The sequence below is a fragment of the Chloroflexota bacterium genome (assembly GCA_016235055.1).
In the GTDB taxonomy this organism is placed as follows: Bacteria; Chloroflexota; Anaerolineae; order JACRMK01; family JACRMK01; genus JACRMK01.
In genome coordinates this window covers 1-19960 of sequence record JACRMK010000077.1, presented here as the reverse complement: position 1 = coordinate 19960, position 19960 = coordinate 1, and the positions used below count along the sequence as shown (strand labels likewise).

Annotated in this window: 15 protein-coding genes; 10 read left to right on the top strand and 5 right to left on the bottom strand. The window is 62.2% G+C overall.

Annotation, left to right across the window (positions count from 1 at the left end):
- The first annotated feature begins 55 nt into the window (after nt 1-55).
- The 10 genes from HZB53_18745 (at nt 56) to HZB53_18700 (ending at nt 14335) form a co-directional block, all read left to right on the top strand.
- Nucleotides 56-1195, top strand: coding sequence for an aminotransferase class I/II-fold pyridoxal phosphate-dependent enzyme (locus HZB53_18745; GenBank protein ID MBI5879689.1), 1140 nt, complete (start codon nt 56-58; stop codon nt 1193-1195).
- Between the two features lie 53 nt (nt 1196-1248).
- Nucleotides 1249-1929 carry a pentapeptide repeat-containing protein gene (locus HZB53_18740; GenBank protein ID MBI5879688.1) on the top strand — a complete coding sequence of 227 codons (681 nt, stop codon included), beginning with the start codon at nt 1249-1251 and terminating at the stop codon, nt 1927-1929.
- Between the two features lie 249 nt (nt 1930-2178).
- Nucleotides 2179-3402, top strand: a complete 1224-nt coding sequence (locus tag HZB53_18735; protein ID MBI5879687.1) for a DEAD/DEAH box helicase — start codon at nt 2179-2181, stop codon at nt 3400-3402.
- A gap of 353 nt (nt 3403-3755) precedes the next feature.
- Nucleotides 3756-4535 carry an ABC transporter permease gene (locus HZB53_18730; GenBank protein MBI5879686.1) on the top strand — a complete coding sequence of 260 codons (780 nt, stop codon included), beginning with the start codon at nt 3756-3758 and terminating at the stop codon, nt 4533-4535.
- Between the two features lie 17 nt (nt 4536-4552).
- Nucleotides 4553-5818: an ABC transporter ATP-binding protein gene (locus tag HZB53_18725; protein ID MBI5879685.1), complete on the top strand. Its 1266-nt coding sequence runs from the start codon at nt 4553-4555 to the stop codon at nt 5816-5818.
- Nucleotides 5819-5990: 172 nt separating this feature from the next.
- On the top strand, nt 5991-7835 hold the full coding sequence (locus HZB53_18720; GenBank protein MBI5879684.1) for a hypothetical protein: 1845 nt from the start codon (nt 5991-5993) through the stop codon (nt 7833-7835).
- Between the two features lie 141 nt (nt 7836-7976).
- On the top strand, nt 7977-9956 hold the full coding sequence (locus HZB53_18715) for a glycosyltransferase family 39 protein (GenBank protein MBI5879683.1): 1980 nt from the start codon (nt 7977-7979) through the stop codon (nt 9954-9956).
- Nucleotides 9956-11494, top strand: coding sequence for a hypothetical protein (locus tag HZB53_18710; protein ID MBI5879682.1), 1539 nt, complete (start codon nt 9956-9958; stop codon nt 11492-11494). Before HZB53_18715 ends, HZB53_18710 begins: the two co-directional genes overlap by 1 nt.
- Nucleotides 11491-12990, top strand: coding sequence for a hypothetical protein (locus HZB53_18705; protein ID MBI5879681.1), 1500 nt, complete (start codon nt 11491-11493; stop codon nt 12988-12990). The genes HZB53_18710 and HZB53_18705 overlap by 4 nt, the downstream gene beginning before the upstream one ends.
- A 22-nt stretch (nt 12991-13012) precedes the next feature.
- Nucleotides 13013-14335, top strand: a complete 1323-nt coding sequence (locus HZB53_18700) for an LCP family protein (GenBank protein ID MBI5879680.1) — start codon at nt 13013-13015, stop codon at nt 14333-14335.
- On the opposite strand, the gene HZB53_18695 is transcribed toward HZB53_18700, so the two are convergent.
- The 5 genes from HZB53_18695 to HZB53_18675 are packed head-to-tail and all read right to left on the bottom strand — an operon-like array spanning nt 14268 to nt 19705.
- A complete protein-coding gene (locus HZB53_18695; protein MBI5879679.1) occupies nt 14268-17156 on the bottom strand; it encodes a YfhO family protein in 2889 nt (962 codons plus the stop codon). The genes HZB53_18700 and HZB53_18695 overlap by 68 nt on opposite strands.
- A gap of 16 nt (nt 17157-17172) precedes the next feature.
- Complete coding sequence (locus HZB53_18690) at nt 17173-17460, bottom strand: hypothetical protein (GenBank protein MBI5879678.1); 288 nt, start codon at nt 17458-17460, stop codon at nt 17173-17175.
- 27 nt (nt 17461-17487) lie between these two features.
- Nucleotides 17488-18327, bottom strand: a complete 840-nt coding sequence (locus tag HZB53_18685; GenBank protein ID MBI5879677.1) for a DegV family protein — start codon at nt 18325-18327, stop codon at nt 17488-17490.
- Nucleotides 18328-18364: 37 nt separating this feature from the next.
- A complete protein-coding gene (locus HZB53_18680) occupies nt 18365-18952 on the bottom strand; it encodes a sigma-70 family RNA polymerase sigma factor (GenBank protein ID MBI5879676.1) in 588 nt (195 codons plus the stop codon).
- 33 nt (nt 18953-18985) lie between these two features.
- Nucleotides 18986-19705, bottom strand: coding sequence for a hypothetical protein (locus HZB53_18675; protein ID MBI5879675.1), 720 nt, complete (start codon nt 19703-19705; stop codon nt 18986-18988).
- Between the last annotated feature and the right edge of the window lie 255 nt (nt 19706-19960).

Genomic DNA, 19960 nt, shown 5'->3' with positions numbered 1-19960 from the left:
GTTCGAGAAACCGCTCCGTACTTCAGCCACCAATCTACGACCGGAGACTATTCCCATGACCGATTACTCAACGATGGGCTTCAACACGCGCAGCATTCACGCCGGCAGCGTGCCCGACGCCGGGACCAAAGCGATCAAGCCGCCGCTGATCATGTCGAACAACTACGAAATGCCGCCGCAGTTTGACTTCGACGGCAGCCTGTTCATCTACGCGCGCGACGGCAACCCCAACCAACGCTGGCTGGAGGAGCGCCTGCTGGCGCTCGAGGGCGGCGAGGACTGCGTCGTCACGGCCAGTGGCGTCGCGGCGGTGTCGGGCACGCTGTTCGCGCTGTTAAAGACCGGCGAGCATGTCGTCTCGTCCGATATCGCCTACATCTCGACACGCAACGTCCTGCTCGACTACCTGCCAAACCAGTTCGGCATCCAAACGTCGCTTGTCAACACGTCGGACCCGGAAAACGTGCGCCGGGCGCTGACGCCGCAGACGCGGCTAGTTCACATCGAGACGCCCGGCAACCCTACGACGCGCATCAGCGACATCGCAGCCATCGCACGCATCGCCCACGCCGCCGGCGCGCTGCTCACCGTGGACAGCACGTGGTCGGGACTGACCACCCAGCAGCCGCTGGCGCTCGGGGCCGACCTGGTGATCCACAGCTTGTCGAAGTACATAAACGGCCACGGCGATGCACTGGGCGGCGCGGTGCTGGGCCGCCGCGACCTGATCGCCAAGATTCGCCGCTTTGCGGTCAAGGACATGGGCGGCTGCATCAGCCCGTTCAACGCCTGGCAGATCATGCGCGGCACGACGACCCTTGCGCTGCGCATGGAGCGGCACAACCAAAACGCGCTGGCGGTCGCCGAGTTCCTGGAAAAGCACCGCGCGGTCGCCTGGGTGCGCTATCCCGGGCTGGCCAGCCACAGCGAGCACGATCTCGCGGCCAAGCAGATGAACGGCTTTGGCGGCATGCTCAACTTTGATATCAAGGGCGACCCGAGCCAGCGCCCGGAAGTTCTGCGGCGGCTGCGGCTGTTCACGCATGCCACCTGCCTCGGCCACGAGGAAAGCCTGATCATGGTCTACCACGACTACCACGGGCAACAGTTCTTCCGTGTCAGCGTCGGGCTGGAGGATGCCACTGACCTGATGGCCGACCTCGACAGCGCGTTGAGCTTCATCGAAGAGGATTGACGGGACGGCGCATTGCTTGCGATTGTGCAGTGCCTGGGGTAAACTCCGAGCAGATGAAAACAACCACTCCCGCCGCCGTGCTTGCGCCGCGCCTGCCGAAACAATTGCCGCCACGCGCTCCCCAAAGACCGATGGAGCAATTCGTCTTTGAGGGCGGTCTGTTCACCAACTGGGACTGGATCGGGCAGACCGCGGCTGGCATACGCTTCGAGCAAGCGCTCATACGGCGCGCCGTATTCAGCGGTGCGACGCTGCCGCAGTTTCGGTTGATCGACGCGCGGGTGGAAGTCTCGGACCTGTCAAACACGATCTGTGATCGCCCACGCTTCCAGCGCGTCGAGTTCAGCGAGTGCCGCCTGCTCGGCGCGCAATGGCCCGAGTGTCGCCTCGAGGACGTTGTCTTCCGCGAGTGTGATCTGCGCGACGCCGTTTTGGTGCTGGCACGCTGCCGGGCCGTCCGGTTCGAGCAGTGCAACCTGACCGGCGCGACGCTGCTGGAAGCCGATCTGACCGGGGTCGTGTTTGCCGGGTGCGACCTGACGGACGTCGTATTTCACGGTGCGCGCATGGCCGGCGCCGATTTGCGCGGATCGATCCTGAACAACGCGCGGGCGGGCGCCGCCGAACTCAAGGGCGTCATCATCGACGCGGCGCAGGCAGCGCAGGTCGTCACGCTGTTCGGCGTGGTCGTGCGCGACGCCAATGCGGACACGTCCACCGCGCACGATGCGTAGGGGCGAAGCATTGGCGCGGATGTGCTTGTCATTGCGGAACCATTCGCCAATGGTTCGCCCCACCTGGCGCCCGATTTGGAGATTGCGCCAAAACCTGTTAAGCTGATTCTCATTGGAGAGAAGTGAATCCGGTTGGTACCATGCCGCCCGACCTTTCGCCTGGCGGCCTTACTGTTTTTGCTGCCCCTCAATCCGTTGTGTCCCTGCGGTCGTTCACCTCGGCAAATTTGCACCGCATTCAGGAGTTTCATGAAGTTTGTTGATTTCAATCTCGATCCGCGCCTAATGAAGGGCGTACAGCGCATGGCGTTCCGCGAGCCGACGCCGATTCAGGCGGCCACGGTGCCGATGGCGCTGACCGGGCAGGACATTCTGGGGTCGGCCGAAACGGGCACGGGCAAGACGGCGGCGTTCATGCTGCCCCTGTTGCACCGGCTGCTCGCCGCCGGGGAACGCCCGCACAAGCTGCGCGCGCTGATCCTCGTGCCGACGCGCGAGCTGGCGCTGCAGGTGGCCGACCATACAAAGCAGTTGAGCGCAGCCACCGATCTGCGCAGCGCCGCCATCTATGGCGGCGTCGGATTGGGGCCGCAGGAAACACAGTTGCGGCGCGGGCTGGACATCGTAATTGCCACCCCCGGCCGCCTGCTCGACCACGTCGAGCGGCGCAACGTCAAATTCGACGGGCTGGAAATCCTGGTGCTGGATGAGGCCGACCGCATGCTGGATGTCGGCTTCCTGCCGGACCTGCGCCGCATTGCGCGGCTGCTGCCGGCCGAGCGCCAGACCATGCTTTTCTCGGCGACGTTGATTCCATCGATCGTCAGCCTGGCCGGCGAAATGACGCGCCAGCCGGTTCGCATTCAGGTCGAGAAGACCTCGACGCCGCCGGCGATCACGCAGATTTTGTACCCGGTGGCCGAGACGCACAAAGTCGCGCTGCTGAGCAAGCTGCTCAACGACGACGAGATGCAGAGCGTGCTGGTGTTCACCCGCACCAAGCACCGCGCCGACCGGATCGCCAAGCAGTTGCACGGCGCCGACATCCGCGCGCAGGTCATCCACGGCAACCGCTCGCAGTCGCAGCGTGTCGCCGCGCTGGAGGCGTTCCGCCGCGGCAAATCGCGCGTGCTGGTGGCGACCGACATCGCCGCGCGCGGCCTCGATGTGCAGGGCGTCTCGCATGTCGTCAACTTCGACATGCCGATGGTGTCCGAGGACTACGTGCACCGCATCGGCCGCACCGGCCGCGCTCACGCCGCCGGCATCGCCGTGAGCCTGGCGACCGCCAGCGACGAGGAGATGGTGCGCAAGATCGAGGGGCTGCTCAAGCAGAAGATCGAGCGGCGGCATGTCGAAGGGCTGACGGACACGACGGCGCGCTACGTCCCGTCGGCGCAGGCGACGCGGCGCAGCTTTGGCCCACGCCGGCTGCCGCGCCGCCCAGGCGCTTTTGGACGGCGCAGTATCTAGGCGCTACCACGCGTTTTCCACTCACAGCGTACCGGGGCGACACATTCGCCCCGGTTTTGCTATATGGGTCATTCGTCACAAGAGCGCCTGGTTCCCCTACCCTTCCATGGCTTAGGTCCGGTTGAGGGGCACTGGCCGAACTTGCTTTTTGAGTTAATCTCCCGTAATGTGTATCCGATTGGGCGGCTCCTGGTATCCTGCGAATCTCAGTTCCTACAGAATGCCAGAAAGTCGCCTAAACGCTTGTCTGAAGGTTTTTGGCCAAATCAGTACATCCGTGCGCACAATTTCAGAGTTGCACCCACGTTGCGGAGACATGTGAACTGTTCATCGACGATTGGAAACCACCATCTATGACTATATTGCGCAGTTTGTGGAAGCATCGGGACCTGCTAGTCGCATGGACAGAGCGTGAAATCAAAATCCGTTACAAGCAGTCGGTTGTTGGCAGCCTGTGGGCCATCTTACAACCACTATCGCTCATGATTATGTTCACTGTGATCTTCTCATACTGGGCGCGCGTTACCACCAATGGTATTCCCTACCCTCTGTTCTCCTATGTGGCACTACTGCCGTGGACGCTGTTCGCCACGTCGATCACATTTGCCGTGCCGTCTCTCGTGAACAATATCTCCCTTGTGACCAAGGTCTACTTCCCGCGCGAAATACTACCGATCGCAAGTGTACTTGCAGCCCTACTCGATTTTGGGATTGCATCAACAATCTTCCTCGCCTTGTCCTTGTTTTATCAGTTCCAACTGAGCTGGACGATAGTGTTCGTAATTCCTTTGCTGGTTCTGCAGCTGTTGTTGACTGTCGGCATAGTCCTCTTCCTATCCGCGGTCAACGTATTCTTTCGAGATATACGGTTTGTGATACCAATTGCAGTCCAGTTGCTCATGTACGCGTCCCCGATTATCTACCCCATTTCAATGGTGCCTGACGACTGGCGACTTGTCTACATGCTTAACCCGCTGGCCGGATTGATTGATGCCTACAGAAGCGTCGTATTGGCAGGCGAATTTCCTAACATGGTGTTCATAGGCTACAGCGCTATTATGTCTATTGGCGTTTTCGTTTTGGGGTATACCTACTTCAAGCGCCAAGAGCCGAACTTCGCGGACCTCATTTAGAGACAGATATGAGCAATATCGTTCGGTTTGAGCATGTGTCCAAACGCTATCAACTTGGCGGCTTGCGTCGGAGCCTGCGAGAACTACTGCCGAGCCTCGTGCCGCAATCTGCTGCCCGGAAGAAAGATACGAATGACTTTTGGGCTCTGAACGACGTCAGCTTTTCGCTCAAACCCGGGGAGGCCCTAGGGTTGATTGGCCCAAACGGCGCAGGTAAGACAACGATCTTGCGGCTTCTGGCAGGCATTACGCGACCCACCAGTGGGCAGATTACTGTCGATGGCCGGCTTGCGGCTTTGATCGAACTGGGCGCTGGCTTTCACCCCGATTTGACCGGCAGGGAAAACATATACCTTAACGGCAGTATTCTGGGCCTGCGCCGCGCCGAAACGGCCCGCCTCTTTGATAGCATCGTTGCGTTCTCAGGGCTTGAGAGGTTTCTGGATACACCAGTGAAACGGTACTCATCGGGCATGTATGTGCGGCTGGGATTTTCCATTGCCGCACACATTGAGCCTGATATTCTGCTGGTCGACGAGGTCCTTGCCGTTGGCGACGCGCAGTTCCGGATGAAGTGCATTCAGAGGCTTCGCGAACTTCGCGCTCGAGGAACAACCATTGTATTCGTCTCGCACAACCCGTATCAGGTTAAGAGTGCGTGCGAGAGAGCGCTATTCATACAAGATGGAACGATCCGCTTTGCCGGTGATACGGTCGACGCAATCAATGAGTACGAGGCGTGGCAACACCGGCAACAGAGAGACGGCCTCATGGCAACCTCAAGTAGTGAGGACGGCTCGCGCGGTGAATCGTCCGGCCCCATTCGCATTACAAACGTAGAAGTCTGCGGATTGGATGGCTTGCCCTGCTCGGAGTTTTCGCATGTCGATGCAGCCACTTTCAAGATTCACTTCGTGGCCCATGAACCTGTGCCATCGGCCAACGTGATCGCTCGGATCACTCAATCCGATGGCTCGGCGTGTTGTGAGGTGCGTGCGCGCGACGCCGGATGTGAAATCGGGACGCTGTCCGGCCAAGGGCTTATTTCAATTACAATTGATCCGCTTCAATTGTCGGGCGGCGCTTACAATGCAAGCGCAGAAATCGAGGGACAGCTGGAGGGCATGTCTTTGGCCATGGCCTACTCGAAATGGTTCTATGTGACTGGGGCCACATATACGCCATCGGAGTTTCGTGGTGTGTTTGTTCCACACTTGACATCAATCACGCTCGATAACGACAGCCTGGCAACACCCCCGACCGCCGTTTATTCCAATCGGTAGTTGGCCCCGCGAGTGGGGCCGAAACGGTGTTTGCCAACAACATGGTAGCCGCTCCTGAACGCTGCTGCCGCGAAGATGGCGGTTTGCGGCGGGCCATACGCACGATGAGCGGGATGGGCCTGGCACCGTGCTGCCCAACACGGAATTTGGCCGAAACACGCAGATTTGCTTTATGATGATTGATTTTTCACGAGAGTTTCAGCGTCGCATAATTCAGTTTGTTCTGGCACAGCGCCAGCGCGACCCGGGTGTCTTTGTTTCGGGCCCCGGTGGCATTGTCACTTTGTCAGCATCAATTTTCGCTGCGATGACGTTGCACTATATTGGCGCACTTCAGGAAGTGTCCACCGCCGATGAACGACGCAATTGGGCCGACTTCATCAATGGCTGGCAGGACCCCAATACTGGTCTGTATAACGGCCCGGAGATTGCAAGAGATGATATCCTTGCAACTTCAGTCGATTCACATTATCTCGCCATGCACCTTACGGGCATGGTCCTGCCTGCATTGGAATTGCTTGGGCAACAACCGAGGCACCGGCTTGCCTACATAGATGAATATGCCGATCCTGACAACTTGCTTGCCTGGCTCAACCAACGTGATTTTCGGAATGCCTGGTTGGAGGGCAATAAGCTGCTGATTGTGGGGCAAGGGCTAACGTGGTTGGCCGACAAGCAGTCGCACCCCACAGCCGCGCAGGCTCTCACAACGTGGTTCGATTGGCTGGACTCCAAACAAGACCCGCGGACTGGGCTTTGGGGTACTGACCTGTGTGACGCCCACACCGCGTTGTACGGCGCCGCGCACCAACTCATCGTCTATTTCTATCACGAGCGGCCCGTGAAGTATGCTGAGCGCATCATTGACACGATTCTGGCGCTGCAACACACCGATGGAGGCTTCCACATCGCCGGGGGAGGTGGAGCATGCGAGGACGTGGATGCCATTGACACTCTCGTCAACTTGTATCAGCGCACTGGATACCGCGCTGCTGACGTAAAAAGCGCTCTGAAACGCGCTTTGGGCAGCATCCTTGACAAGCAGATGCCAGACGGCGGCTTTGTCTACAGGCGATACGAACCGTACGCGCACGGCTCAATGACCAGCAATTGGGCCGGCCCGGAAGCGTCCCACCTATTTGCCACATGGTACCGGGTTCAGACAATTGGATTCATCTCGCAGGAAATTCGTAACCAGCCATTGGCGACCATCAACTGGCAATTCAACCACGTGTGTTCGATGGGTTGGCACGACTCAAGGGCTGTCAGCGATTCTGTCGAGCCTGACTATATGCCCCAGAAGATCGCCGGCTCCCGACGTAATGTATTCCCGATGCGGACGAGGGCCATCCGAGCTGCGATCAGTCGGCTACCCGCCCGCTGGATTCACACCCTGCTTCGCAATTATGGCTGGTCGCTGCCGGCAAACCAGTCGATACGCTTCCTGCTTTCGCTGCGACATGAGGTTGAACGTCTTATCGACCAGCGCTCCTACGAATATGAAACCGGCTTGCATCCACGCTATTGGCATTCGCATGAAGCGACATACGTACGGCAGTTTGTTTCTGAAGATGACCGATGGCTTGTCCTTGGCGAAACTACCGGGACTATGTCGTTCAACCTCGCACCCAACTGCCAGCATGTTGTGGCGCTCTCGGAGGACCGACAAGCCCCAGCGCGCTACCGCTATCCGAATCTCAAGTTCAGTTCGGACATCCCTTCGTCGCCAGCACATGGCTTCACAGCAATCCTGATACTATCAATCGAGGAGGTCAGCTGGGTGGAACTGGATACAGCCATCAGAACCAATCCGATCCGACAGTTGCTGTGGGCCGATCGCAGCGTGGGGCAGACTCCATTTGATCGGCTCGAATACCAACTGGCCGACCCTCATCAGCATCAACGGCCCAAGTACCAAGCGGTAAGTGCTCTCTCTGGATTTCAATTGGATCGAGTGGAAATGGATGCTGGGGTACAGTGGGTTCGTTGGGTTCGCCAACCTCACGATGGCGTGTAAATGTTGCACAGACCAGCCATGCCATATCACTGCAACGGCCACGACACTCCTCGCAGCGCTATGACGTAGGCCCCTATGCCCTCTCCGTCCCCGCGCGCCATCTGGACGCTGTCGCTGGCGTTCCTCGTATGGGCCGCGCTGGTGCTGGCCGCATACTATGTCGTCCAAAAGCCGCTGCGCCCCGACGAGATCGGCGACATCGCCGCGGGACTGAGCGCGTTCCGCGATGCGCCGTCGCTCGCCGGGTTGCTTGATACGGCGCTTAACCTGGGCGTCGCGGCCATGATCGTCGCCGTTGCGAGTGCGTTCGGCGCGCGCTTGTCGCGATTGCCGTTCCCGCCCGCTCACGCGACGCCTACGGATCGCCTCGAGTTCTGGCTGATGGCGGCAGGTGTTGGATTGATGGCACTTAGTTTCCTCGCATTTGTCTTGGCACTGCTCGGCTGGCTGCATCCCTGGCTCGTGTTCAGCGTGGCGATTGGCATTCCACTGCTGGTGTCGGTCCCCGCCATCCCCCAGCTTGCCCGCGACCTGCGCCGCGCCGCCGTCGTTCGCCGCCCGGCACCGCTTTTCGTCGCGGCGGCGATCATGCTGGGCCTATCGCTGCTCACAGCGCTCGCCCCCCCTGTCGCGTATGACTCGTGGCTCTATCATCTGAACGTGGCCCGTCGCAGCCTGGAAACCGGACGCCTCCAGTGGCTTGGAGAGGCGCTACCGCAAGAGCAATTTCCCCTGCTGATGACGTCGCTCTATCTGCTGGCGATGGATTTGCAGAGCGACATTGCGGCTCAGCTTCTCCACTACTGCTACGGACTGCTCACCATTGCGCTCGTACTGCTTATGACGCGCAGGCAGTCGCCGTCAGCGGAGAGCAGCCGCTACGCGCTGGCAATCTTACTGTCAATTCCAGCGTTGTTCTCGCTCGCAGGCTGGGCCTACAACGACCTCACACTCGCGTTCTATTGCCTCGCGGCGACGTACACATACACTCACTGGTGCCAATCCCGCGAATCCGCCTGGCTCGGCCTTTCGGCTATCATGGCGGGTGGCGCGTTGGGACTCAAGTACACCGCCTTTGTCGTTCCGCTTGGATTGGTTCTGCACTTGCTGCTGACGAACCGGAAAAAGTCCTTGCGCCCGGCCGCGCGCTTCGCGGTGATCACCGCCGCCAGCGCCGCCCCATGGTACCTCAAGAACTGGAGCTTCACCGGCAATCCGTTCTACCCATTCATATTTGACGGCCTCGGTTGGGATGCGGCCCGCTCGCTCTGGTATGCACAACCCGGTACGGGTATTGGGTTAGATCCTGTCGCGATATTAAGCCTGCCTTTGACAGCCACCATCGGCCTTGGCGATGCCTCGGCCGACGGACTGATTGGGCCGATCGTGCTCATGCTTTTGCCGCTGCTGCTGTTTCGCTTCACGGTGGGAGCCGACCATGCGCCTCACAGCGATGGACCGGGCCTTCTGGTCGCCTCGCTTTGGGCGGCGCTGTGGCTGGCGGGCGTAATCAGTTCCAGCGCCCTGCGGCAGACACGTCTGTTGCTGCCGGCGATATTTCTACTCATCCCGACACTAGCCGGTGCGGCAACGAAGCTACGAGCGTTCGATCTGCCACAGATATCGTTAAGGCGGCTTCTCTGGGTGATACTGGCCACTGTCCTGACGCTGGGTATCGCGCGCGAGACGGTCGGGTTACTCAGTGCAAACCCGGTGGCGACCGTGCTCGGCATGGAATCGCCAGCGGCCTACACCGCACGACAGTGGCCGGGCTACGTCGGCGCAATGCGCGCCATCGACGAACTGCCGGCAAGCGCGCGCGTGCAGTTCTTCTGGGAACCGCGCGCCTACCTGGCCCGGCGCTCCGTGCGCGCCGACCCGCTGCTCGATGCACTGCACCGTGGCGTTGCCATCGCGGGCAACATGGATGCGGCAGTGCAGCAATGGAAGCATGAGGGTTACTCGCACGCCCTGATCTTCGATTTCGGCGCGCGCTTCGCGATCGAGCAGCATATCAACGCCTATACCGTTGACGATGTGGCTAACCTGCAGCGCCTGCGCACCGAGTTCGGACGCGAACTGTACCGGCGCGACGGCTACACGCTACTGGAGCTTAAGTGATGTACGCGCGCCGTATGCTGGGCGCATGGTTTCTCGTCGCGCTCATTGCGCGCCTCGTGCTGGCCGTGCCGCAGACGCAGCCGGGCTACATGGACGCAGCATACTACTATGCGGTGGCCGATTCCTTGGCGAGCGGGCGCGGCTTGACCGAGAACTTCGTCTGGAACTATCTCACCCATCCGGCCATGCTGCCGCAACCGAGCAATGCGTACTGGATGCCCCTCACTTCCGTGATCGTCGCGCCGTTCCTCTGGCTGCCGCTGGACGGCTACCGCGCCGCGCAGATTCCGGTGATCCTGTTTTCGGCCGCGCTGGTGCCGCTAACCTGGGCAGTCAGCATGCGTCTCTTCGGACGGCGCGACTGGGCAGCGTTGTCATCGCTACTCATGCTGTTTGCATCGTTCTACACAGCATACTGGGCTGCGATTGACTCGTTCGCCCTCTACGCCCTGATCGGGACCGCTATTGCAGCACTCGTATCGCACGCGGCCAGCGATGGTACCGGGAGCGTCCGCCCTGCCCTGGCGACCGGCCTGTTGATCGGCCTGGCCCACTTGACCCGCGCCGACGGATTCCTGTGGCTCATCCCGGCGCTGTGGCTTGTGGCGAGCGGGCGCGACGCGGCGCGCAGAGTCCCTGGTCTGATCGCTGGATACCTCGTCGTGATGCTCCCGTGGTTCCTGCGCAACATCGCCGCCTTTGGATCGCCCCTGCCGGGCGGCGCGTTGTTCGTGCGCAGCTACGATGATCTGTTCAGCTTCGACACGGCGTTGACGCTTGAGTATTTTCTGGCCACGGGGCCGCAGGCCGTCGCCGCACAGATCGGCCGCGCGCTTCTGCTGAACCTGGCGACATTGATCGGCGCGCTGCATATCGTATTCTTCCCGTTGGCGCTGATCGGCGTATGGGTTTTCCGCCGCAACCCGTTCGCACGGGCCATCGGCATCTACACGGTAACCCTGTACATTGTCATGAGCACGGCTTTGAGCGGCGTGTCCTGGCGTGGCACGATGCTGCACTCGCTGGCCGCCGTGCTGCCCGCGTTGTACGTTATGGCGCCACCGGGCTTGTCAGCCGTCATCGCATACGCGGCTGCGCGCCGGCGCTGGAATATCCGTCAGGCCGAGCGCGTGTTTGGATTTGCGTTCGCTGCACTGGCATTACTGCTGAGCGCGGGCTTCTACGCATCCAGCATGCGCGGTGGCGACGAACCACCCTGGAACGAGCGCGAAACATACTATCGCGACATCGGAGACTACCTCGCCCCGCAAGGCAACGTGGGACCGGTATTGTCAATCAACCCGCCGCTCTACTGGTACTTCACGCGTCGCGCCGCCATCGCCGTGCCAAGCGACTCGGCCGATGCGGTACGCCGCGCTGCCGCGCAGTTTGGCGCGCGCTACCTGGTGCTTCAGCCGGATCACCCGCGCCCGCTCGCCGCATTGTATGCGGACCCGCGATCGGACGCACGTTTCACATTGGTCAGCACGTTTCACGATTCTACCGGCGCCGCCGTGTGGCTTCTCCGCATCGAATGAAACCTGACACGTCGTCCGTACCGCGCCTTGCGCTCGCATGTGTAGCGATCGCCACCTGCGCCCTGTACGTCGGCATGACCATCATGCAGGTCGGTCGCCCTTCGTTTCCGCTGGACGACGCGTGGATTCATCTGACGTTCGCGCGCAACATCGCACAATACGGCCAGATGGCGTACATACCGGGCCAGCTCAGTGCCGGATCAACGGCTCCGCTGTGGACTCTGCTTTTGTCGCCCGGGTTCGTGTGGCCGTTCGGTCCCGAAGCGTGGATCTACCTGCTCGGTATGGTCTGCCTGTGCGCCGCGTCAATGCTCGCCGGCCGCATCAGCACCCAACTCTTCCCGGAAGCGCGAGGTTTGAGATGGGTCATCGCCTTCACGCTGGCGTTTGAATGGCACCTGGGTTGGGCGGCGTTCTCAGGCATGGAGACGCTGTTCTTCACAACGTTGATGCTGCTTGCGCTTGATACTTACCTGTCGGGTTGCCCGCTCTGGCTCGTCGGCCTGCTGGGCGGCTTGCTGGCGGCCACACGGCCGGAGGGGATGGCGCTCGCCGGGCTGATCGGGTTGGCGCAGCTCGCGCGAACCGGCACTCGCATCGGCGCAGCGTCTGCCCGCATGCGCTCGCTCATCGCGCTGGCCACCGGCGTTGCCGTGCCGCTGATTCCGTATGTCGCATTCAACTGGCTCGTCAGCGGGACGCTGCTCCCCAACACATTCTTCGCCAAGCAGATGGAGTTCGCTGAGATCACCAGTGCCACTCCGTTCACCGTCCACCTGGTTACGCTGTCGGCCATCATGTTTGTTGGCGCTCAACTGGTGCTCGTGCCCGGCTTCCTGGCCGCCGCATGGCTCATCTTGCGCGAACGGCGCACTGACGCGGCTGTCCTGCTCGGCTGGTGGCTCGCGATAACGCTGGCGTTTGCGATCCGGCTGCCCAGCACATTCCAGCATGGACGCTACGAGATGCCGGTCCTGCCATCGGTGCTGGTGCTCGGCTGGTGGGGTACCTGGCGGATCGGCCGGGCACTCGCACGGCGCGCCCCCGCGATCGAACGGGTAGCCCGCAAGACGTGGCTCCTCACGTTCGGCACCCTACTGCTCGCCTTCTGGATTAGAGGCGCGCAGGCGCTCGCCACCGATGCGGCCATCATGGACTGCATCGGCGTGCAGACCGCGCGCTGGCTGGGCGCAAACACCCGATCCAGTGACATGCTGGCCGTCCACGACATCGGCGCGGTGGGGTATTTTCTGAACGGGCGGCCCGTGCTGGACATGGCTGGACTCATCACACCGGATGTGATACCATGGATGCGCGACGAGCCGCGCCTGCTGCAGTACATCATTGATCGCGGCGCCGTCTACATCGTATCGAGCGATGCGTGGCATGAACGTCTGCTGCACGATGCGCGCGTGCAGTTTGTGCATGCCAACGACTGTCGCTCAGTCCTTCCGCCCGACGGCTACGCGATTGGCGTCTATCGCATCGTGCGGTAACAAATCCGAGTGTGTTCGATTCGTGAAATTGCGTACTAAAGCCTACGGCCTCGCGGGCCTGTTGCTGATCACGCTGCTCGTGTGCGTCGGCGCGGCGTCGCTATCCAGTTCGCTGGTTCGCACGGAGTCCCCCGCGCCCGACACGGACAACATGGTGGAAGGCCCGGCTGCGCCGGAACTAAACCCGGCCGCCCCCCCGCCCGCGGCGGTGGCCCCCGATCTATTCGACGAGGCGATCGCGCCCGTTATCGAAGCGGCGCTGGCCATGCGTGCCGCCCGCGCGCAGTCCGAGCCCGGGTACGGCACGCGCATCGACCCCGATATCAACCGCAACCGGCTCAACGTGCTGTTCTTCGGCTATGGCGAAACGTATGAGCCGCCGTTGCCGGTCGACATCATCGGCACGATGTCGATTCTGTCGCTCGATACGCGCACACACAAACTGACGCAGATTTCACTGACCCATGATGCGCGTGCACCCGAGATCGAGCGCTACATGACGGCGCGCGGGCAGTCCGGCCATCCGGCCAAGATCGACACAGCGTACCGGCACGGCGGCTTTACGCTCATGCGCGAGGCCGTTGAAAACGCCACCGGCCTGGTGATCGATTTCCAAATCACGCTGGAGGATACCTTCATCGGCGGCCTGGTGGACGAGACGCTCGGCGCCATTGAGATCGATGCACCGATCGAAATCGAGACCAACCCGATCTACCTGAAGGGCGTGCAGCGCAGTTGCAGGAAGTTCCCACAGGGCAAGCAGACGCTGGATGGCACGCAGACGCTTTGCTATCTGAAGGGCCTGTCGCTGCCGCCTTACGATCCGCGCAAAGAGAACAATTTGCGCAAGCAGATCGTATTGCAGGGCCTGAAAGATGCGGTGCAGAAGAACCTCGCCAATCCAGTCTTCTCCGTCAAGATGATCGGCTTTCTGCAGGGCCAACTTGAGCGCAAGACCGTCGCGTACGACTTCGACGCGCCCAAACTGCTCTTCGCGTCCATCAAGCACATGGCGACCAATGCCACTTTCCGCCCTATTCTGCTGCCGGCCCTGGATCAGAATATCTACCTGGTGGACGAAAACATCGGCGACGGGGGGTTTGCGTGGGTTCTCAGCACACAGAACCCGCTCATTCGCGACGAAGTGAAGCGCGGCATCTACAAAGACGTGAATATGGTCGTCACCAACGGCGACCCGTACGCGGCCGACCTGGCCAAAGGCTACTGGGGCTCCACGCGCTACGTGATCCGCACCAGGTTCCTGCGCTATGACTCGCTCATCGTGCCGTTGATCGAGCACCCACTGACAGTGCCGCGAGTGCGGCGAGTGCCGCAGTCATACTAAGCGCCGACACGACGATACCGAATCGGACAATGGGCGGATCGTAGAAAAACTCCACCGTGTGCGTGCCCTCCGGCAGCCGCACCGCCCGCTGGGCATAGTTGGCGCGCACGATCGGCGTCTCGGCGCCGTCCAATGTTGCGCGCCAGCCCGGATACCATGTGTCGGCCAGCAGCAGCCATCCGCTGGCGGGCGCACGCATACTGAGACTGATCTGCATATCGTCGTCTCGCTCCCAGCGCACTCGGTCGCATCGATCCGCCTCACCCGTGCATGCCGACTCCCACGCCACACGGTCAGGCTGTTCAAAGGCATTCGTGGCGTCTTCGATCACGATCACTCGTGATGGGTCAACGTCGCTGTCGTTCAGACGGGCCAGCGCACGCCCCGCATCAGTCTCAACGATCGCACCGGGTACGAGACGTGCGCGCGGCGGCGCCCTCCGGTTCCGAATTAGCCAGGTATCAGCATCGCGCCGCAACGTCTCAAAGCGCGCCAGATCCCAGCGCTGCAGCCGGACCTGATCGCCGACCGAGACACGAAAGATGTGCCAGCGGATGCCGGGCACCGTTGCCTGAAACTGTATGGCCGACGCAGTCACCATCTGCCCGAAGTCAATATCCGCCTCGTATAGCATGCGTCCGCGGCGTCCCTGCTCGTCAGACGTATCGAAGCGGCCCGCCAAAGGCGCCGGGCGATGCCGCGCCGTCGCTTGCACGTCCGGCCGGAGCAGCGCCCACTCGGCGGTCTCCTCACCGGCGCGCACGGTGCGCGTGATTGTCTTGCCGTCTGCGTCTGACACTATGACGTAGCCGACGACCGTCCCCTGCTCCACCGCCGGCGCATACTCCAGTGCAGAAACCAAGTGGATGCGGCCCGAGACCCGTGCGGGCGCCACGAGCAACATGCGATCCTCCACCGGCGTGCTCGTATCGACCGTCGCCACCGGCTCACGGATATTGATCGGCGCGTCGCGCTGCGAGGCCGCCGGACGCAAGGCCAAAGTGTCGACCCCGAGGACGTCCAGCATCCGATTGTTGGTAAGACGCGCCGCTGCAATCACCTGTGCCTTCCGCTTCAACTCAAGTGACGAGTATCCGTCTGCGGCGACCAGGCCGTACGCAAGCGGACGATTGGCTTGCAGGCCGGAGCCCGGCCAGGCCAGCACACGACGATCGACTTCCTGCCGGGCCAATTGCGCCGCAGCGACGGGATGTTCGATGGCATCGATCGAAACGGGCTGCCAGAACCAGGCCGCAAACACCGCGAGATCAACCAACGTCAATGCCAATGCAAGGACCGTGCGCGCAGGTCGCGGCAGCCGCCCGGTTGCCGCGCCGGCGAGCCAGAGCGCCGCGCCAGCCAGCAGCAACAGCGATACCGCAAGCCGCGGGTTGCCGATCCAGACCGACCACTGCAGAAAGTCGAATAGCCGCTCAGGCGGCAAGAGCAGGCCGGAATGCGGCATGGCCGAATAGACTGAGTCGAGCCATTCGACGGTCAGTGCGCGATTGGCGCCGATCCAGCCCGCGACGGCAAAATCCACTACGGCGAGCGCAACCGCCGTACCGGCCGCCGTCACAGCGACGCGGCGTGCCGCGAAACCGTTCGCCGGATGCGTGCCTCCCAATAGCGCGTGCGCCCCATATCCGGCCAGCAGCGCTACCGCAAAGTCGAAAAGCAGGGTGAAGCGCGCCGGCGCACGCAGAACGTTGGCAACCGGCAGATGGTAGAGCAGTTGGTGGATGTTGATCGGAAGAAACGGAGACGTTGCAAGCCACAGGCTAACGGACGCCAGCACCGTCAGGAACAGTACGACGGCGCGCGAGGCGCTGCCCGCGCGCCAACTCACGCAGACCGCAAAGATCGCCAGCATGAGTGGAAGGATGCCGGCATAGGCAGCGGTCTCCCAGTTGGCCCACAACCCCCAGCGCACGCCGCTATCGTGCTGGAAGAAATAGGGCGAGACCAGTGTCACCAGGTCGAACGGCGAGACCGCGTACGACGCGGCGTACGCATAATTCACGCCCCCGGCCCGTGTACCCTGCTGGGCCAGCTCGAGCGTCGGCAGCAACTGTGCCGCCGCCGCCCCAAACGCGACCGCGCCGATCACTCCGGCGCTCGACGTGAGCGCCGCAAGCTGCGCCCGCATCGTTCGAAGCGGCCGTCTCGGTAGCGGGCTGATCCAGAGCCGAAAGATCGCCCACGCCGACGCCAGCAGCCAGGTCAGAATCGGCGGCTGCACATGACCGCCCAGCCACTGCATACCGTGCAGCAACCCGGCAGCGATCATCCAGCGCAGTGACGCGCGTCCGCGCGCCGCCAGTGCCCGATCCAGTGCGAGTATGACAAGTGGCATGGGCCAGGCGGCATTCAGCATGCTGACGTGCACCAGGTGCCCGGTAAAGAAGCCGCCCAGCCCATATGTCCAGGCGACAATCACAGCAGCCGGACGCATTAACTTGAGATGCCGCGCGAAGGCGTACATGGACAGCGCCGCAGCGTCAGTGGCCAACATGAGCACGAGGCGCAATCCGGCCGGACCACTGATCAGCGCCATCAGCCAGTTGAGCGGGAAGAGCGTGCCGGCTTCGGGATCCGCAAACAGCGGGAAGCCACCGTACAGTTTGGCCGTCCACAGCGGCAGATGCCCGGCGCGCAGGGCAGCCGCCACATTTTCCATCACCGGCCAGAAGTAGTTGGGGAGATCGTCCTCAAAGGGGAGCGTGCCCGCGACGAGATGCGGCACGAACGGCAGCAGGGCGCCGCCGCCGACAAGCAGAACGGCCGGAAGCTCGCTGCCTACCGGCCGTTGCGGTTGCACGATCGCCTGCACACGCTTACGACGACTGTGCGCGCTCGCCCAGTGCGCGCCAGGCGATGAGCCCCACTACTGAGACGAGCACCGTCACGACCACGCCCATCGCCAGCACGATCCGGTCCCGCGTCTCTCGCCGGTCGAAGCGCTTCGCGCGCGCGGCCGCCACCAATTGGCCGCGCAGGCGCTCGCGGTACGGGCGCGGCGCAGGATGCACCGCCATGACATCACTCAATTCTCGTTGGAGATGATCCAGAGGCGGCGGTTCCGTCCCGCCAAACAAGGCCAGATAGTCAATCCGCTTTTTCATGTGCGTCAGCCACCGGAACGGCAATAATCAAACGGGATAGGTGAATATGCACAGCACGCCCGGACCGAAGTGGACCGCGAGCGAGACGGCCAGATCGTCGATGAATGACTCCTGCACGTTCATCATCTGTTTGGCGCGCGCCATGAGCGCCTGCGCCTCGGCCTCCGCCTCGGCATGGATCACTGCCACGTTCACAGGCTGCGCGCCGACCTTGTCTTTGGTCGCGGTGAGCACGTGATCGATCGCTTTGTTGCGCGTGCGAATACGCGCGACCGGATGCAACAGGCCGTTCTCCAGCGCAATGATTGGTTTCAGGCTGAGCACGGAGCCGATCAGCGCCGCCGTGTTGCTGACACGCCCGCTCATCTGCAGGTACTTCAGGTTCTCCGGCGTGAAGAACACGGTGAACCGGGAACGCAGCACATCCAGACGCGCCATAATGGCGTCGATCGATTCGTTGCGCTGCGCCATGCGCGCCGCCTCCATCGCCATGAAACCGAGGCCGGCCGATCCGCTCATACTGTCGAACACGCGAATGTCGAACTCATCCTTTAGCTGCGAGGCCGCCAGTTGGGCCGACTGGCAGGTGCCGCTGAGTTTTCCCGTGACGTGCATTGAAATGATCGTATCGCCCTGCGCGGCCACCTGGCGGTAGAGCGCGGTGAATTCGCCCGGCGATGGCTGCGACGTCTTGGGCAGATGATGCTCGGCCGCAATACGCGCGTAGAACTGCTTCTGGTCCATATCGACGCCTTCGCGATACGAATCGGTGCCAAACTGAATGTTGATCGGCACGATGCCGATCCCGTACTGCGCCTGCGCGCCGGTTGGCAGATCGATGGTGCTGTCCGCGACAATGCGTATCATGCGTTGCTGGCTCCTTTGGATCCCCGAATTGGGCCTGTCAATACCCCCGGCGCACCATCTCGGCGCGCAGGTCGTTCAACGTGCGATGGAACAACGACTTGATGGCGCCTTCGCTGCGCCCTAGTTCGCGGCCGATCTCAAGGTTCGACTTGCCTTCGCCAAACTTGAGCATCAGCAACTGCTGCCGGTCGGCCGGCAGGCCGCCGATCACCTCGCGCAGTGCGGCCAGTTCCGCATTCCGCTCGGCAGCCGCCGGCGGCGTATCCTGCCCGTGCGCCATCAGCGCCCACACGTCGTCCAGCGAAACCTGCGGGCGGCGCGCGTGATCGCGATACCAGTTGGCGGTCAGGTTGTGCGCGATGCGATACAGCCAGGCCGAAAATGGCAGTCCGCGCTCATTGTAGCGGCGCAGGTTGGACAGCGCCTGGTAGAACGTGCGTGCCGTCAGGTCTTCCGCATCCTGCTCATTGCCGGTCCGGAAGTAGATGTACGAGTAGATGCGATCGACATAACGCTCGTACAACACGCCAAACGCTTCCGGGTCGCGCTTGGCGCGCTTGACCAGGAGGGCGTCCGGCTCTGACTTGCCGGCAGGCGGCAGCGGCTCTACCGGGGGCCGCGACATTTATAACACCAAACGAGCCGGGGAGTTGCGCGCCTAGCGCGCATCGATTATCGGGGATTGCGCAAGCGTCTCAAGCGCTTCCTCGACCAGATCGGAGAGGTTGCGCAGGTGGTCATCGCTCAGCGTGGCTAACTGAGTCTGGAACCGTTTGGTCAAACTGAGCAGGCCATCGAGCGCGGCGCGATCGAGGCCGCGCGCCAGCGCCGAGCCGAGGCTCAGGCCGGCCAGCGCGCCCAGTTCCACGTGCCCCGATGGCGCCAGGGCCGCCAGCGCGCGCAGCGGGTTTAGGTCGGCGGCGCGCTGCCGGATCGCATGCAGGTTGAGCGCCAGCGCGGCGGTGGCCTCGGCGCAGAACTCAAGGGGCGTTCGCGTTTCCGGGATGTGGGCCAGCAGCTGTTTCAGCAACTCATCGTCGCCCAAATTGTGCCCGCGCAGGCGCTTCAACACGGTCTCACGCACCGACGTCCATTCATCGCCGCTATCCCGGCCGCCAAACAGGCGCACGGCCGCGCGCGCTTTGGGCGTCGGCAGGAATGCAATGGAGGACCGGCCGGGGCCGCTGCGCGCCGGGGCCAGCACGTACTGCGACTTGAGATAGCCCTTCTGCTCCAGCAGTTTGAGCATGTCGTACGCCGAAAAACGGTTCACGCCCAATGCCTCGCCAACCTGCGAATAGTGGATCGGCTGGTTTGCGGCGTGGTACAGGTCGAGCAGTTTGCGCAGGAAATCGTACTGCCGGTGTGTCAGTGCCATATGGCAATTCTCCAGATACACGGAACGCACACACTCGACTGCCCGGTGCCGTCCGTGTGGCACCATTTTAGCATATCCGGGCGTTCTCTGCGAGGCCCAGACAGTTCGAGGCACCAATTCTCAATTTGGCTTTGTACGGGTACTTTCCAATGCCGCTTGCGATGCGCTGGCTCTCAGGCGCTTGTCACGCAAGCTGGCCCGCCGAAAAAGTGGCGCTGCCCTCCCCCCGACCCCCTCCCAACGAAGTTGGGAGGG

Bases quoted from the DNA above. Each gene is read 5' to 3' on its own strand.
- HZB53_18745 (MBI5879689.1), top strand. From the start codon at position 56: ATGACCGATTACTCAACGATGGGCTTCAACACGCGCAGCATTCACGCC.
- HZB53_18740 (MBI5879688.1), top strand. From the start codon at position 1,249: ATGAAAACAACCACTCCCGCCGCCGTGCTTGCGCCGCGCCTGCCGAAA.
- HZB53_18735 (MBI5879687.1), top strand. From the start codon at position 2,179: ATGAAGTTTGTTGATTTCAATCTCGATCCGCGCCTAATGAAGGGCGTA.
- HZB53_18730 (MBI5879686.1), top strand. From the start codon at position 3,756: ATGACTATATTGCGCAGTTTGTGGAAGCATCGGGACCTGCTAGTCGCA.
- HZB53_18720 (MBI5879684.1), top strand. From the start codon at position 5,991: ATGATGATTGATTTTTCACGAGAGTTTCAGCGTCGCATAATTCAGTTT.
- HZB53_18710 (MBI5879682.1), top strand. From the start codon at position 9,956: ATGTACGCGCGCCGTATGCTGGGCGCATGGTTTCTCGTCGCGCTCATT.
- HZB53_18705 (MBI5879681.1), top strand. From the start codon at position 11,491: ATGAAACCTGACACGTCGTCCGTACCGCGCCTTGCGCTCGCATGTGTA.
- HZB53_18690 (MBI5879678.1), bottom strand. From the start codon at position 17,460: ATGAAAAAGCGGATTGACTATCTGGCCTTGTTTGGCGGGACGGAACCG.
- HZB53_18685 (MBI5879677.1), bottom strand. From the start codon at position 18,327: ATGATACGCATTGTCGCGGACAGCACCATCGATCTGCCAACCGGCGCG.
- HZB53_18680 (MBI5879676.1), bottom strand. From the start codon at position 18,952: ATGTCGCGGCCCCCGGTAGAGCCGCTGCCGCCTGCCGGCAAGTCAGAG.
- HZB53_18675 (MBI5879675.1), bottom strand. From the start codon at position 19,705: ATGGCACTGACACACCGGCAGTACGATTTCCTGCGCAAACTGCTCGAC.